Source organism: Caulobacter sp. GW821-FHT09H08 (assembly GCF_059415885.1).
This window is the reverse complement of sequence record NZ_JBWKOC010000003.1, coordinates 306,311-321,701: the sequence shown is the minus strand read 5'-3', so window position 1 is coordinate 321,701 and position 15,391 is coordinate 306,311. Positions and strand designations below refer to the sequence as shown.

The window sequence follows — 15,391 nt, the reverse complement described above, 5'->3', positions numbered from 1 at the left end:
TCGAGGTCCGCCGTGACGGCTGCGAAGACTGAAGCCAGCCAGCCCGCCAAGGTCGCGTTGATGCGCGCCTACGTGCCGATCGCGCGCGGCTACCTGATCGCGGCCGCGATCTACTATGTGCTGATCAGTCTATCGCATCCGCTCTACGAGACGGGTCTGGCGCTGCCGGTGCTGGAGGGGCTGTCGATCGCGGCCGGCCTCTATGCCGCCGCCGCCTGGATCGCCCTGCGCCGGCGCGAGATCATCGGCCTGCCGCTGGAAGGCCTGATCCTGGGCATGAACGGCCTGTTCCTGGCCAATGTCCTGGCCTACCACGCCCTGCATTTCGAGCCCCAGAAGCTGGTCTATTTCGTGCTGCTGGCCCTGGTCTTCGCCACCTCGGCCCCGACGCGGCGCGTGTCGCTGGTCAGCGTGGCCACCGCCATCGCCGGCCTGGCCCTGACGATCCGCCACGCCTCCAGCGTGATGGTCGAGCAGTACATCTTCGTCGGCGTGGCCGGCGCCTTCGCGGCGATCGGCATGTCGGCCCTGATGCGCGGCGTCGTCGGCCGCGAGGTCCGCGCGCGCCTGGCCAGCGACACCCTGAACGCCGAGCTCGAGCGTGAACTGGCCGAGAACCGCCGCCTGAAGACAGAAGCGCAAAGCCTGGCCCTGGCGGCCGAGACCGCCAACCGCGCCAAGACCGATTTCCTGGCCACCATGAGCCACGAGATCCGCACCCCGCTGAACGGCGTGCTGGGCATGGCCCAGATCATGTCCTCGGGCGCGCTGGAGCCGGATCAGCGCCGCCGCCTGGAAACGATCAGCGCCTCGGGCCAGTCGCTGCTCAGCGTCATCAATGCGATCCTCGACATCTCCAAGATCGAGGCCGGCAAGATGGAGATCGTCGCCGCGCCGTTCGACCTGTCGGCCCAGCTGGACGCCCTGCGCGCGCTCTATGGCGGCCTGGCGCGCGACAAGGACCTGGACTTCAGTCTCGAAGTCGCGCCCTCGGTCAGCGGCTGGCGCCACGGCGATGGCGAACGCCTGCGCCAGGTGCTGTCAAACCTGATCTCCAACGCCGTGAAGTTCACCGAGGCCGGCGCAGTGCGGGTGGTCGTCGACGGCGACGAACAGACCCTGACCGCCCGCGTGATCGACACCGGCGTCGGCATCCCCGAGGCCCAGCGCGAGCGCCTCTTCACCAAGTTCGCCCAGCTGGACAGCTCCAGCACCCGCCGCGCCGGCGGATCGGGCCTGGGCCTGGCCATCTGCAAGACCCTGGTCGAGTTGATGGGCGGCAGCATCGGCTTCTCGGCCCCGGCGGAGGGCGGCGCGTGCTTCGCCATCGCCCTGCCGATGCGCGAGGTGGCCGCCGCCGCGACGCCCGCGCCAGCCCGCGAGGTCGCCCCGGCCGAGGTCGACGACGCGACCGCGCCCAAGATCCTGGTCGTCGACGACAACCAGACCAACCGCGCCGTGCTGCTGACCCTGCTCAGCCACCTGGGCGTCGACGGCCATTTCGCGGTCGACGGCCGCGACGCCGTGGCCATGTGGGAGAAGGACCGCTGGGACGCGATCCTCATGGACGTGCACATGCCGGTCATGGACGGCGTCCAGGCCAGCCTGGCCATCCGCGAGGGCGAGCGCCGCACCGGCCGCCCCCGCACCCCGATCATCGCCGTCACCGCCAGCGTCCTGACCCACGAGCGCTCGCTCTACGCCGAGTCCGGCATGGACGCGCTCGTCGCCAAGCCTGTCGAGGTGCCGAAGCTGGTCGAGGCCCTGGCCAAGGTGCTGGCGCTGGGCGTCGAGGGCGAGGAAGAGGCGCAGGTGGCCTAGAGCCACCGCTTCCAAGGAACCCAGCCTTCCTCGCCCTTGTGGCGAGGACCCATGGCGCCGCCAGGCTCGACGCACCCAATCGAGCACCGGCGAAGTTGGCGCGCTCCGCCTCCATCAATGCCCGCTGAACGATGGGCCCTAGGCACAAGGCCTAGGGAGGCGGTTGTTGGGTTGGGCCGCGCCCAGCACAAACGAAAAAGGGACGCCTTTCGGCGTCCCTTCTGAATTCCGTATCGCGGTCTGAAACCCGATATCAGCCCTTGCGGCCGCGGGTCGTCTTGCCTTTGCGGCCGCCTTGGCCGAGGCCGAGAGCCTTGGCCATCTTCGAGCGGGCTTCGCTATAGGCCGGCGCGGTGGTCGGATAGTCGTTCGGCAGGCCCCACTTGGCCTTGTACTCGGCCACGGTCATGCCGTGCGTCGTGAGGTGGCGCTTCAGCGTCTTGTAGGGCTTGCCGTCCTCGAAGCTGATCAGGGCTTCGGGCGTGATGCTCTTGCGGACCTGGGCGGGCGTCGCCTTGGTCACCGCTTCGACGGTCGGAGCCGGCGGAGCGCCAATACCGGCCAGAGCGTCGTGCGTGGCGCGGATCAGAGCCGGAAGTTCCGAAACGGGCGTTGAATTATTGGCCACATAGTTGGCCACGATTTCAGCGGTAAGCTCGATCAGGGTCGCTTTGTCTTCCACGATCTCAACTCCATTCCCGTTATTCCCGGAATTACACCCTGGCATCAGAAACACAAGTACTTGGAATCCGAATTCCGCCTCGATTCGTGAATTCTGGCGGCGATTGACTATCGACGAGCGCGTTCAACGTAGCGAATTTTCGTCAACTATAGCGATGACAACGCTGTTACAGCCCCTGGAATCAAGCCGCTAAACCGTTAGGCGCGACGCTCTATATCGCAACCGCGAACTCGACTTGTGATCACATGGCCGCCGGCACAGGTAATACGGCGCGGTCCTCCCGGGACCTCATGCGAAGACAGAAGCAAGCCCCTCCTCGCCCCCGTTCGCGTTCCGGTCGACTCAGCCGTTGCACGGCAGTGCTTCGATACGGAATGCTCATCGCGCCGCCACCGGTGTCGAGGGAGCATTCATGACCGTCTATGTTGTCGCCCAGCTCAGTTTCACCGACGAGGCCCGCTATCGCCAGTACCAGGCGCGCTTCCCCGAGGCCTTCGCCGGCCATGCGGGCCAGGTGCTCGCCGCCGACGAGGCGCCGCAGGTGCTGGAGGGCGAGTGGCAGGGGTCCAAGGTGGTGCTACTGGCCTTCGACGACGAGCCGGCCGCGCGCGCCTTCCTGGACAGCCCGCTCTATCGCGAGATCTCGATCGACCGCGACGCCGGCGCGAAGACCACGGCGCCGCTGATCCAGGGCCTGGACACGCACAAGCGCTGAGAGCGCTTCAACTATTCATGGGAGAGAAGTGGCTGGGGAACTAGGATTTATCGCCCACGCACAAAAATTCCACAAATTATATCAATTAAAGCAATGCGTTATGAGAAATGCGCCCCATCAACAATCGGCAGCCATCCGTAGCAGGTCATCGTTGCTGATTCGCCCGCCCGCCTCGGGCCTCACAGCGGATAAGCGCCACATTCGAGTTACCGCCGGCCGCTACTAACCGGAGCGGCAGCAACCGCCTGACGCGATGCCGAGCGCTTTGAGTGCTCCTCGGCTTTACGTGCCAGGCGTTCACATTCCGCAGCCTTATCGAACCTTCCGTCACGGCTCCATATCCTCGCTTCCGCCTTCAAATCGATCGACAACGCGATCCATTGCTGAGGCGTCCAGTCTGCGCGCGCCTGTTTCGGAACCGGCCCAAAATCTGAGCGATCCATGTGCAGGTCACTTAGACACCGAGCTATCAAAGCGTTTTTCGCTGCGCTCGGGCTCATACGCCGTATCTGCCGCGCGATTTCCTGTTTGTCGCGCTCTAGCTCGTCGCCGACACGACGAATTTCTTCGAGCTTTCGGTTAAAGCTCTTCAACCCAGCACCGCCCCAATCGCGAGTATGAGTTGGTACCTAGCCATGGATCGGGGCACTCGGGAAGCAGATCGTTGAAACGAGCTCACAGCGGGTAAAATAGCTCATCAAGGCGACAGGCGGCACGCCGGACATGACTTAGCCCAGACGCTGTCGGCGTGGTCTCCACCAAGGCAAGGCAGCTCGTGAGGAGCCTAAGAAGCTGGTCGGCCGCAAGTCCGTGACCGTCCTTCAGGCCGCAAACGGCCATGGCGGCGTTGATCGCCCCCTTGGCGTCTGTCGGCGTCATGTCGTCGCCTGCCATGAGCTTCTTGAGGATGGTGGCGGGCGTACCCGTGTATCGTTCGTATGCGCTGACATCGCCTTTGATGCGCTTCAGCAGCCGATCCTTTTTTGCCTTCGCGCCATCCAGGTTCCCAACAAACGCCTCCAACGCAGCTCGGTCGAGCTTTGCCGCGTTCGCGAAATAGAAAATCGGGAGCCAGGCCGCGTGAGCGCCCTCGGTAGCGAATCGCACGTACTCCGTCGGGCTCGCGATGGTTTCCCGAGCTAGGAAGTTCCGAAGCAGGATTTTGTCGGTCACAACCCCACGGCTCTCGATTTTGCCCGTCGCGGTCGCGGTGACCACATCACCGACAAGCCGAAGGGCAGGAGCGCCGTCCGCTTGCTTGAAGTCCCCTTCCCTCACGAACTGAATCTGCTTCACCAACTCGGGGTCGATCGTGATGAGGTTTCCACCGCTGCCAAGCGTGCCCTCATCCAAATCCGCGATGAGCGCTCGCCTCGGGCCAAGCGTCAGCAGACGCTCGACGGCCGGCATGATTTCGCGACGTGCCGCCGCATCACGCCCATCAAGGATGGCCCGCAGATCGCTGTATTTTATGCGGATGGACTGCCCTGGATAGCGGAAGAAAATATCGCCTTCCTTGATCTTGTCACCTTCGGTTTTCGTGACGATGACGGGCCGGCTCGGGTGCTGTTCGACGTGGATGACACCAAGCGTGATCCCTGCCAGCACATGGGTACGGATCTGAATGCGCGGGGTCGGATCCAGGCAGGAACGCAGCTTATTGGTGATGTCAGCGGGGTCAGCGTTCTCGAAGTCCTTCGAGCCCAGCCCCACGACGGCATGGCTATGATCTTCGCCAGCAGGACCGATGGTCCCTTTGTCGGCGACACCGAACAGCACGTAGCCGCCTCGATTGTTGGCCAGCGCGGCAATCGCCCTGATCCAATTGTGCGAGTGCTTGAAACCAAAGTTGGCCTTGCACTCAAGGTCGTCTGCTTCGCCATGCGCGAGCCGCCAGATCCCATCAGCCCCCTTCACAAACAGCCGATTGATCGCCCTCGGATCGACCGGCCCCGTCTCTGGGGTTTCCACTGACGAGCCCGCCGGCACCTGGATCTGGACGCTTACCCCTGCCGAATTGAACGACGACAGGAACCCATCCAGTTCTGGATCGGAGGCGGCCTGGATGGTCGCGCAATCGCTATATGTGCCCTTTCCAATGTCGCTGATCCGACCTGAATTAACGGCCCTGCCAGGGCGATTGAAAAAGAACTGGATGTCCTTGTTGGCCATGCCGCGCTTTTTCATCGCCTTGATGAGAGCGACTTCCTCGTCGGTGATACTTCGCTTGGCCATCCAATCCTCCAAGCTTCACCACAGCAAGAAACTGCACTTGCGCGCAAGCTTTCCGCGAGTACCCATCCCGAACTTGAGTTTGCAGATACCTACAGTTGCCCCGCCTCAAGTCCGATCACTTGCACACTTCTCGGCATAGTGGTTCACTCGCCACTTCGCAGAAATGCGGTTGGTCACATGCAGAACGGTGGGTACCCCGACCGGCGTGGTGACGTGGGGCCGACACCCCTGCGCGTGGCTCAGTATGTCCGTATGTCGACGGACCATCAGCGGTACTCAACCGAGAACCAGGCCGAAATTATCGGGAGGTATGCCCTTGATCGGGGCATGACCATTGTCCGCACCTATGCGGACGAAGGAAAAAGCGGCCTGAACATCGAAGGTCGCGATGCTCTTCGGCAGCTCATCGAAGATGTCGAGCGCGGCCCTCCGGGCTTCGATGCCGTCCTGGTCTACGACGTAAGCCGATGGGGGCGCTTTCAGGACCAAGATGAGAGCGCGTACTACGAATACCGCTGCCGGCGCGCAGGCATCCAGATCCACTACTGCGCCGAGCAGTTCGAGAACGATGGCACCCCGTTCGCCGCCCTGGCCAAAAGCTTCAAGCGCTCCATGGCGGGGGAATATAGCCGCGAGCTATCCACCAAGGTTTTCATCGGTCAATGCCGCCTGATCGAACTGGGCTTTCGTCAGGGAGGCCCCGCCGGCTTTGGACTTAGGAGGCTTCTCGTTGACGAACGCGGCGAAGCCAAAGGCGAACTAACGCGCGGCCAGCACAAGAGCCTTCAAACCGACCGCGTCATCCTCGTGCCCGGCCCGCCCGACGAAATCGAGATCGTCAACCGCATGTACCGCTGGTTTGTCGAAGACAAGCTGCCAGAGGCTCGAATTGCCGCCCTGCTGAACCAGCAGGGCTGCTCTACCGATCTTGGTCGCCCGTGGACACGCGGGACGGTCCACCAAGTGCTGACCAACGAAAAATATGTCGGCAGCAACGTGTTCAACCGAACGTCCTTCAAGCTGAAGAAGCACCGGGTTCGTAACGAAGAGGACAAATGGGTGCGCTCCGACGGTGCGTTCGCCCCTATCGTTCCGCACGCGCTGTTCGCAGCTGCGAGATTGATTGTCGAGGAGCGGTCGCAAAAGTTCAGCGACGACGAGCTTTTGCAAAAGCTGTCCGCACTGCTGCAGGCCGAAGGCGTGCTGTCAGGCGTCATGATCGACGAACGGGAGGATCTGCCTTCCAGCAGCGCATATCGTCACCGGTTCGGCAGCCTCCTTCGAGCATATTCGCTGGTGGGCTTTCGCCCGCGCCGGGACTACCGCTACCTCGAAACCAATCGGGTTCTCCGCGAACTGCACGCCGGTCTGGTCGACGAGATTTTGGTCGGCCTTGCATCCGGTGGCGGCGATGTAATTCGCGACACGTCGAACGACCTGCTGCTGGTCAACGGCGAGTTCACGTTGTCGCTCGTGATCGCCCGCTGCACTCGCACTCAGGCCGGTTCGCATCGGTGGAAGATCCGCTTTGACACGAGCCTTCACCCCGACCTCACGCTCGCGGTGAGGATGGACGCATCCAACAACAAGCCGCTCGATTTCTATTTGCTCCCAGCGATCGACATGACGACGCCAAATTTGCGTCTCGCTGCGGAGAACGGTGTCTCGCTGGACGCCTACAGGTTCGAGGATCTCGCCCCGCTTTATACCCTTTCAGCCCGCGCACCACTTCGGGAGGCCGCTTGATGGCAACGCACGTCGAAATGGTTCCCATCGATAGAGTCACGGTTCTCAATCCGCGAACCCGAAACCGCAAACAGCACCGGGAGATCATCGAGAACATCGACGCTATCGGCCTAAAGAGACCGATGACTGCTCGCCGCAAGGCCAATGGGGACGGAGAATTTAGGTACGAGGTCGTATGCGGCGAAGGGCGTCTGGAAGCCCTGAAGGCGCTAGGCCAAACAACCGTTCCTGTGGTTCTAGTTGACGGCAGCGAAGCAGATTGCCTCGTGATGAGCCTCGTCGAGAACGTCGCTCGGCGCTCACACCGGCCCATCGATCTCATGCAGGAGATCGGGAACCTCCGTGATCGCGGCTACAACGATGTCGAGGTCGCCAACCGCATTGGCGTTACCCCTTCCTGGGTTCAGATGGTCGGGACGCTGATCGACAAGGGGGAGGAAAAGCTCGTCGCCGGCGTCGAAAGTGGCCTTATCCCCATTTCGATGGCAGTTGAAATCGCCCGCGCTCACGACGAGGACGCCCAGCGAGTTTTGACTGAGGCCTACGCGCAGGGCCGCATAAAGGGGAAAAACGTCGCCGCTATCCGCCGTCTTCTGGATAGCCGGTCCCGTCGTCGGAAGACGATTTCAGACGGGGGCTTTGGCAGAACCCACGCTCGCAAGCCTTTGACCGCTGACGATCTGATGCGCCTCTACCAGCGTGAGGCTGAGAAACATCGAACGCTGGTCCGAAAAGCCGAATTTGCCGAAGACAACCTCCTGATCGTTGTCCAGGCCTTCAAGGGTCTGCTCGCCGACGAGAATTTCGTCAATCTGCTCCGAGCCGAAGGTCTCATGACCCTTCCCAAGCTCCTCGACGACCGTATCGCCGGGAGGGCATCGGCATGACAGCGCCACCATCCCCCGCGGTACGCCTCGATTTCGAGGCAGATCTTGTTGTCGTGCCATTTGCGAACCTGGTCCCGCTCAAGCCACTGCGCCCGACCATCAAGGAAAGCAGGAAGTACCAGCAGATCGTGGCGTCGGTTCGCACCATCGGAGTGGTCGAGCCGCCAGCTGTCATCAGGGACACCACGAAAAAGGGTCAGTTCTTACTGCTGGACGGCCATCTGCGCGTAGAGGCCCTCAAAGATATCGGTGCGACCGAGGTCGAATGCCTGATCGCAACCGAGGACGACACCTACACCTATAACAAGCGCATCAATCGCCTAACGGCGACGCAAGAACACCGGATGATTTGTCGAGCCGTGGATCGGGGCGTCCCGGAAGAGCGTCTTGCCGAAGCGCTCGGGCTTGAGGTCACGAGCATCAGGCGGCGCTTCCGATTGCTGGACGGCATATGTACCGCCGCCAGCGAGCTGTTGCGCGACACCCCATGCACGATGTTGGGGTTCGAGATCCTACGTCAGATGACACCGGCGCGTCAGGTCGAAGCGGCGCAGTTGATCCTTGACCAGAACAACTACAGCGTAAAATTCGCAAAGGCCCTACTTTTGGCAACGCCGTCGAGCGACCTTGTAGATCCCCGAAAACGCAAACCTAAGGCTCGTACCGCTCAGACCGCCGAACAAATGATCCGCATGGAACGTGAACTGTCGGCCCTCCAGAGCCAGGCAAAAGCACACGAGGAGAGCTATGCGGTCAACAATCTCGAACTGAGCGTTGCGAAGAAATATCTGGAAAAGCTGTTGTCACGCCCGCGCGTGGTGCGCTGGCTATCGCAAAACGAGCCTGACTACCTGGAACAGTTCGAAGCGATAGCCTCAATTTCAAACCTACATCAGAACTCCGGGGCGGGCGGAGACGCTGCCGCTACTCCACCATGAGGCTTGGAATTTCGGTCGCTCTTTTGGAAGACGGCTTTAGAGCCGCGACACCGCAACCCCGTAGAGGAGTTCCCGATGTCGATGCTCAAGACCCTGAAGCTGGTCGCCGCCAAGCCCGCTCCGTCGGACGCCAAGACCCGCAACCGCGAAAAGCTCATCCGCTACCTGGCTGATCAGAAGGCCCTCGTCGCCGCGCAACTGGGCGGCCCCGCGTACAACCCGACTCGAACGGTCAACCGCAAGGACGAGGCCGGCAATCGCACCCGCGTCGAAGCCCCGCGCCACGTCCGTCGCGGTTGGTTCACCGACACCGGCGGCAACCTGGCCTTCACCGTGCGCTATGGCGCCAAGCCGCTCGAGCTGGCCAAGGGCATGACCGCGATCTCGGTCGACAACCTGGAAACCCTGCCCTCCGTGATCGACACGCTGACCCAGGCTGTCGAAGCCGGCGAACTCGACGTAGTGGCGGCCGCCGCCGCTGTCGAGCGGCAGCGCAATTTCAAGGGCAAGGCCAAGGCCTAGACGCGAGCGGGCATGGAGGGCACGCGCTCTCTATGCCCTCCGCGCTTTTACATGCGCCCTCGCATCTACACGTCCGCGACAATCCGCAAGGCGGTCTCGTTGCTCGTGATCAGCGTGCGACCCACGGTCGGCACGCCATTTCACCAACGGCTCTTCGTCTTGTCGCCGCCGGAATACGAGCCGCTGGATCAGCACGATCTGGATGCGCCGCATCCCCCCACCGGCCTTTCAGCAACCGACTACGACTGGATGAAGCCGGTTTGTCGGGTGATGCGCGAGGCTCGAAAGCGTCACCTACTGTTCCGCACTCTGGGAATTTTACCGCGCCTGCAAGATCGCCTTCGGGCCCAGCTCGGGCGCATGCCCACCGAGGTTGAGATCGCGGAGGATTATCGCGCTTTCCTCCTGCGCGACCTTCTCGCGCTCCAGGGCGCAAGCGAACCATTTTCCAGCTAAGCTGCCGCTGTCGTAGGGAGGCTCAATGGAAGTCCTGTCTAAGTCCAAGCTGCTCGCGTTCGGACAATGCCATCGGCGACTTTGGCTAGATGTCCACCGGCCAGAGGCCCGTGGACAATCCGACGCGAGCGCCAAGCTAATCGAGACCGGGAACCAGGTCGGCGAAATCGCGCGCGCGATCTTCGCCTCTGACGGCAACGGCATACTGCTGGACGCACGGACTGGAGGTTATGAGGCCGCCATCGCCCTCACCGCCGAACTACTGGACGGCGACCGCCCGATTTTCGAAGCAGGCTTTTCAGCCGGGGGCGCTCTCTTCTCCGCTGACATCCTCATCCCGACGACCGCTCGCGGATGGCGTCTGGTTGAAGTCAAATCGACGGGCAGCCTCAAGGACTACCATCTCGACGATGTCGCGGTTCAGGCGTTCGTCGCTGCCGAAGCAGGCGTCGAATTTGAAGCGGTGTCAGTCGCCCACATCGACACATCATGGGTCTACGCCGGTGATAGCGATTACCGTGGCCTGCTCGTTGAGCGTGATGTCACGGCCAAGGCGCGAGATGGCGCAAAGCATGTGGCTGCATGGGTAGAACAGGCAGGCGGCGTGCTGGATGGCGAAATGCCAGAGGTTCGCCGAGGGCGGCACTGTAAAGAGCCCTTCGAATGCGGCTTCGCCGAGTTTTGCGCCAAGCTAGACCCTGACCCCGAGTTTCCATCCGCCTGGCTGCCTCGCGTCACATCGCGCCCTCTCAAGGCTCTCATCGAGGACCAAGGCGTCCGTTCTATGGACGAGCTGCCCGACAATCTACTGAACCCCAGCCAGTTGCGGGTAAAGCAGCACACTCTTTCTCAGACGACCTATTTCGACGCCGCAGCTGCGGCAGCGGCGCTCAAGCCCTATGGCCTTCCGGCCTACTTCCTCGACTTCGAGACCATCCAGTTCGCCGTTCCGGTTTGGACGGGAACCAAGCCGTTCCAGCAAATCCCCTTCCAGTTCAGCCTGCACATCACGCCCGACGAGGGCACCTTTGAGCAGATCGGCTTTTTGGATCTGACGGGCGACAACCCGTCCGAACGCCTAGCGCAGGCGTTGATCGCGGCATGCGGAAGCCAGGGTGTGATATTCGCCTACAATGCCGGTTTCGAGCGCAGCGTTATCCTGGCGCTTGCAGCACAGTTTCCTACCCTGGCAGGGGCTCTCAGGGGCATCGCGGGGCGCTTGGTGGACTTGTTGCCCATCGCGCGGGAGCATTTCTACCACCCCAGTCAGAAAGGCAGCTGGAGCATCAAGGCCGTGCTGCCGGCCATTGCCCCCGACCTGCGGTATCAGGACCTTGAAGGCGTCCAGCACGGCGGCATGGCGCAGGAGGCGTATCTGGAAGCGATTAGGCCCGAGACAGAAGCGGACCGACGCGAGACGCTTCGGCAGCAGCTTGAACGCTACTGCGAATTGGATACCTGGGCGATGGTCCGGTTGTGGCAGTTCTTCACCGGCCGATCAGGCCTGGTTGGTTTTGATCAAAAATAATTCTTCCGCCATAACCACAGATCTCACCCGTTCTTCAGGCAATACGGGCCCGGTACGGCGCTAGGCGCGCCCACGAATCGATTCCGAAATAGTGGTGTAGCCCTAATGTGCTGCGGCTTGCTCGCCCCCTAACTGATCCACACCACAGCACCGTTCTCATCGACCACTCGCACGCGGTCCACGTTCGGACGGCGACAAACCGACATGGCATGAGCGATAGCGCCGGCCTCGCCGGCGAGCCTTCCGGCTCCGCTCCATTGCCGGCTCCCGCGCGACATAAACTCAATTCGAAACCACATCCTCGATCTCCCCGCCACAAAAGCGGGGAAGCTGGCACAGCCTTGGGAGGGATACGACCGCGCAGGCGGACCGCTGCACGTCTTGTTTGAGTACACCTATACGCGACTCGTCTGAATGCCCCGGCGAGCGTCTTATTTAGGTTGATTTCAGCCCGATAAGACACAATCGCGAACGGCCTTAGACCCAAAGGAGAAGGCCATGCTCGTCGGATACGCCCGCGTCAGCACCACGGAGCAGTCCCTGGATACTCAGCTTGATCAGCTCGCCCAAGCCGGGATCGAGAAGGTGTTCAGCGAGCAGCGTAGCGGCAAGACCGCCGCCAACCGACCTGAACTGCAGCGCGCCCTCGACTTCTGCCGCGAGGGAGACACGTTCGTGGTGACGCGCCTCGACCGCTTCGCCCGTAGCGCGGCCGACCTACATCGCACCGTCGAACAGTTGTCCGCCAAAGGTGTCGGCTTCCGATGCATACAGCAGTGCGGGATCGACACCACGACCATCCACGGCAAACTTATGCTCGGCATCTTGGCGGCGGTGGCCGAGTTCGAGCTGGATATTAGGCAGGAGCGCCAGCGCGAAGGCATCGAGAGCGCCAAGGCGAATGGTGTCTACAAAGGACGCAAATCATCTATCGATCGCGCGACGGTCCTGCGGATGTACAGCGAAGGCATGACAGCGCGCACGATTGCGGCTTCGTTAGACTGCTCCGCTGCCAGTATCTACAGATTATTTAAAGAAGCCTCACGCCCAAAATGACGAAGCTAATTCGGGCACAAAATATTCGGCTACGAGCTTGCGACAATCTCGACATATCCGATCAATTCCGCCGAATAACTACCGTCGCCATTGGCTGCACCTTTGTGCCTAAGCTCCCGTTGCAAAGTCGGTTCGACTACCTGTGTGAACAAGTCGCACCGCTCCTGTGACTGAAACGTTGGCGCCGTCGCAGGTGACTGGAGATATTTTTCACACAAGCGCTCCACTGTCGGAACGCGGGTGCCATCCCTCTTAACCGCTATAGGCTGCAGGACAACCCGACGCTCACCGTTGCCGACCGACGCCTCCACCATCCAAAACGACAACAATACCGGCTCCTGAATATCGCCCGATACCGAGATACCGATTTCCTCCGGTGGCAGGCTGCGCCAGCGGGCTAATTCCTCCTGCACCAACGGGTGATCCAAGCCCAACAGTTGCAGCTCGTCCTGACTTGTCGCGGCTTCACGGTTCAGGGTGAAGCGAACGCGACGAATGCCATCCGAACTGACGAGGTCGTACGTGGCGCTGTCGATCTTGACCAATCTCTGTTGGCGGTCCGCAACCGCAACGGAAATGAAGCTCACCAGTCGATCCAGACTGGACGATACGTCGGAGAACGGCTTGTAGTCGTCGAGGCTAAAGCCATTGAGGTCTTGGAACAGGTCGAATACGACCTGCCGCGCTTCCCGCGAGTTCGACAACGCCGCTTCGAGTTCCACCTGTGTGCGCTTCAATTCGGGGTCGGACAAAGCTTCCTGATACAGCCGGTCATAGTTCAGCCGTTCGGACAGCTGTCCAAGAATCTGCGCGCGCAGATCTTCGGCCACGTTCCCTTGCTCATCGACCTTGCCGACCGTGCGTGCAATCTCAGTAAGCTTCTCGTCCAGCAGCAGGAAAATGCGACCTTCAATGGTGTCCGAGAGCACGAGATTGTAAACTTGAGCCGTGTGGCTCTGGCCGTAGCGGTGGATGCGCCCGATGCGTTGCTCCATGTCCATCGGATTCCACGGCAGGTCGAAATTGAACAAGACGCGGGCGAACTGAAGATTGATTCCCTCGCGCCCAGCCGCCGTGCAAACGAGCACACGCGGGCCATCCTTCTGACGAAAACGCCGTTCAGCCGCCAACTTGGCTCCGTGGTCACCTCCGCGCAGCACCGCAACACCCTGGCCAGGGAAAGCCTGCTCGATCTCCTGCGCGATCATGTCAACCGTGCCGAGGTAGGTTGCGAAGATGACGATCTTTTCGCTTGGGTTCAGCCGCCAAAGCGTGCCCAAACCGTCGAGCAGCTTTTGCATCTTGGTTTCACGGTTCGACGGGAACACGCGCAATAGGTCGCCTATGCGGAGACGCTCTTCCGGCAGGTGTAGGTCTACTACCGCAGAGACGGCTTCTTCCGCGTGTGTAGCCGAATATTCGCTGTCGTAAGGATCCGAGGCCATCTCAAGCGCCTCCTCGTCCAACTTCCTTACAAGGCGGTATTTCAGGTCCGCCAGAACGCGATCCACTTCGCTACGGCCCACGCTGTCGCGTAGCAAATCGAACTGTTCATGGATCAGCTCACGCGCTTCCTCCGTAAGCCGTTCGCGGCCTTCAATGTCGAGTTCTTTGTCGCGCAGCAACGCCTCGTGCAATGTCAGCATCAATAGGCGACGTTTGAGGGTACGGCGCACGGCGGCGAAGCTCGACGCGGCGATCTTCTGGAAGATGGCCATCAGAAAGCCCAGCGCTCGTCCTTGGTTGCCCCTACGACGAGCGAGGTCGAAACCATCCTCCAGATATTCGCGCAGCTTTTCGTAGAAGAGCTGTTCTTCCGGCGCCATTAGGAAGGACTCGGTATGTACCCAACGGCGCGCAAACAACGGTGATCCATCCGGCTGGCAGGCATCGGCCTTGGTGCGACGGAACATCACCGTGTTCAGGCGGTGTCGGTTTTCCAACATCTCATCAGGGCTGCCGAATAGCGTCGGGTTCAGCAACTGCACCAGCATCCAAAACTGGAAATGATTGCCCTGGTGCGGCGTTGCCGACAGCAGTACGAGATCGCGTGAGTGATCCTTGAGCGCTTCGGCGAGCTTGTAGTTCTCAGTTTTTCTAACCTTACCGCCAACACGATAGGCAGTCAGGTGATGCGCTTCGTCAAATACCACCAAGTCCCAGCGCGGCGCATCGAGCAAGCGCTTGATGCGCGCCGGGCGCTTTAGCGTATCGATACTGGCAATAAGCCGGTCGTGTTTAGCAAATGCATTAGTTTTTCGGTCAGTAATATCCCCCTCAGAGCCGAAAACCTCGAAATCGAGATTGAAAACCTCATTCAATTCGCGATGCCAATTGTTCACGAGGCCGGCGGGCACAACCATCAATGCCCGTTTCAGCTCGCCTCGACTGGCTAGCTCCCGAAGGATCAACGCGGCTTCGATTGTCTTGCCAAGGCCTACTTCGTCGGCGATCAGGTAGCGCCGCGGAGAAGCGGTGGCGATGCGATGCGTCAACACCACCTGATGCGGCAACAGGTCGATCTTCGCCGATGTCAGCGCCGAGGCGCTTTCCATCACCGGCAGGGCGTTCGCCTCATAAGAGAGCCACGCCTTGCGCCCGCGCTCCGCGCTGCCATCCACGGCGCGCAGGATGCGTTCGGTGCGAGTAAGCTCAAGCCGGAGCGAGCCGGCTGGCACGCGGCGTTCACCAACGCCGAAGAACGCGCGCAAATAGCCGTCGCGCACTGGATCAAGAACGACGCCCTGACCGTGCTCGTGGTGGGTGACGCGCTCGCCAGGTTGGAACTGAAATTCTGCCGTCACT

The 15,391-nt window shown here is 61.4% G+C and carries 12 protein-coding genes; 9 read left to right on the top strand and 3 right to left on the bottom strand.

Translation table 11 applies throughout. The features are described 5' to 3' along the window. Nucleotides 1-12 precede the first annotated feature (12 nt). Nucleotides 13-1,821: an ATP-binding protein gene (locus AC07NN_RS11240; protein ID WP_494640699.1), complete on the top strand. Its 1,809-nt coding sequence runs from the start codon at nt 13-15 to the stop codon at nt 1,819-1,821. A gap of 253 nt (nt 1,822-2,074) precedes the next feature. Here the strand turns inward: AC07NN_RS11240 and AC07NN_RS11235 are convergent, their stop codons facing one another. Next, on the bottom strand, nt 2,075-2,503 hold the full coding sequence (locus AC07NN_RS11235; RefSeq protein ID WP_494640697.1) for a Ros/MucR family transcriptional regulator: 429 nt from the start codon (nt 2,501-2,503) through the stop codon (nt 2,075-2,077). Between the two features lie 412 nt (nt 2,504-2,915). On the opposite strand from AC07NN_RS11235, the gene AC07NN_RS11230 reads away from it, so the two are divergent. Continuing rightward, complete coding sequence (locus tag AC07NN_RS11230; protein WP_494640695.1) at nt 2,916-3,218, top strand: DUF1330 domain-containing protein; 303 nt, start codon at nt 2,916-2,918, stop codon at nt 3,216-3,218. A gap of 675 nt (nt 3,219-3,893) precedes the next feature. Here the strand turns inward: AC07NN_RS11230 and AC07NN_RS11225 are convergent. Beyond that, on the bottom strand, nt 3,894-5,453 hold the full coding sequence (locus AC07NN_RS11225; RefSeq protein WP_494640693.1) for an AlbA family DNA-binding domain-containing protein: 1,560 nt from the start codon (nt 5,451-5,453) through the stop codon (nt 3,894-3,896). 177 nt (nt 5,454-5,630) lie between these two features. Between AC07NN_RS11225 and AC07NN_RS11220 the strand changes: the two genes are divergently transcribed. The 7 genes from AC07NN_RS11220 to AC07NN_RS11190 all read left to right on the top strand — a co-directional run bounded on the left by AC07NN_RS11220 (nt 5,631) and on the right by AC07NN_RS11190 (nt 12,586). After that, on the top strand, nt 5,631-7,199 hold the full coding sequence (locus AC07NN_RS11220; RefSeq protein ID WP_494640691.1) for a recombinase family protein: 1,569 nt from the start codon (nt 5,631-5,633) through the stop codon (nt 7,197-7,199). Continuing rightward, complete coding sequence (locus tag AC07NN_RS11215) at nt 7,199-8,086, top strand: plasmid partitioning protein RepB C-terminal domain-containing protein (RefSeq protein WP_494640689.1); 888 nt, start codon at nt 7,199-7,201, stop codon at nt 8,084-8,086. Before AC07NN_RS11220 ends, AC07NN_RS11215 begins: the two co-directional genes overlap by 1 nt. Further along, complete coding sequence (locus tag AC07NN_RS11210; RefSeq protein ID WP_494640687.1) at nt 8,083-9,024, top strand: plasmid partitioning protein RepB C-terminal domain-containing protein; 942 nt, start codon at nt 8,083-8,085, stop codon at nt 9,022-9,024. The genes AC07NN_RS11215 and AC07NN_RS11210 overlap by 4 nt, the downstream gene beginning before the upstream one ends. A gap of 75 nt (nt 9,025-9,099) precedes the next feature. Next, nucleotides 9,100-9,546 carry a hypothetical protein gene (locus AC07NN_RS11205; RefSeq protein WP_494640685.1) on the top strand — a complete coding sequence of 149 codons (447 nt, stop codon included), beginning with the start codon at nt 9,100-9,102 and terminating at the stop codon, nt 9,544-9,546. Nucleotides 9,547-9,645: 99 nt separating this feature from the next. Continuing rightward, nucleotides 9,646-10,002, top strand: coding sequence for a hypothetical protein (locus AC07NN_RS11200; protein WP_494640683.1), 357 nt, complete (start codon nt 9,646-9,648; stop codon nt 10,000-10,002). A 25-nt stretch (nt 10,003-10,027) separates the two neighbouring features. Beyond that, nucleotides 10,028-11,530, top strand: coding sequence for a DUF2779 domain-containing protein (locus AC07NN_RS11195; RefSeq protein WP_494640681.1), 1,503 nt, complete (start codon nt 10,028-10,030; stop codon nt 11,528-11,530). A 498-nt stretch (nt 11,531-12,028) separates the two neighbouring features. Continuing rightward, nucleotides 12,029-12,586: a recombinase family protein gene (locus AC07NN_RS11190; RefSeq protein ID WP_494640679.1), complete on the top strand. Its 558-nt coding sequence runs from the start codon at nt 12,029-12,031 to the stop codon at nt 12,584-12,586. 29 nt (nt 12,587-12,615) lie between these two features. On the opposite strand, the gene AC07NN_RS11185 is transcribed toward AC07NN_RS11190, so the two are convergent. Next, nucleotides 12,616-15,390, bottom strand: a complete 2,775-nt coding sequence (locus AC07NN_RS11185; protein WP_494640677.1) for a DEAD/DEAH box helicase — start codon at nt 15,388-15,390, stop codon at nt 12,616-12,618. Nucleotide 15,391: the final 1 nt, after the last annotated feature.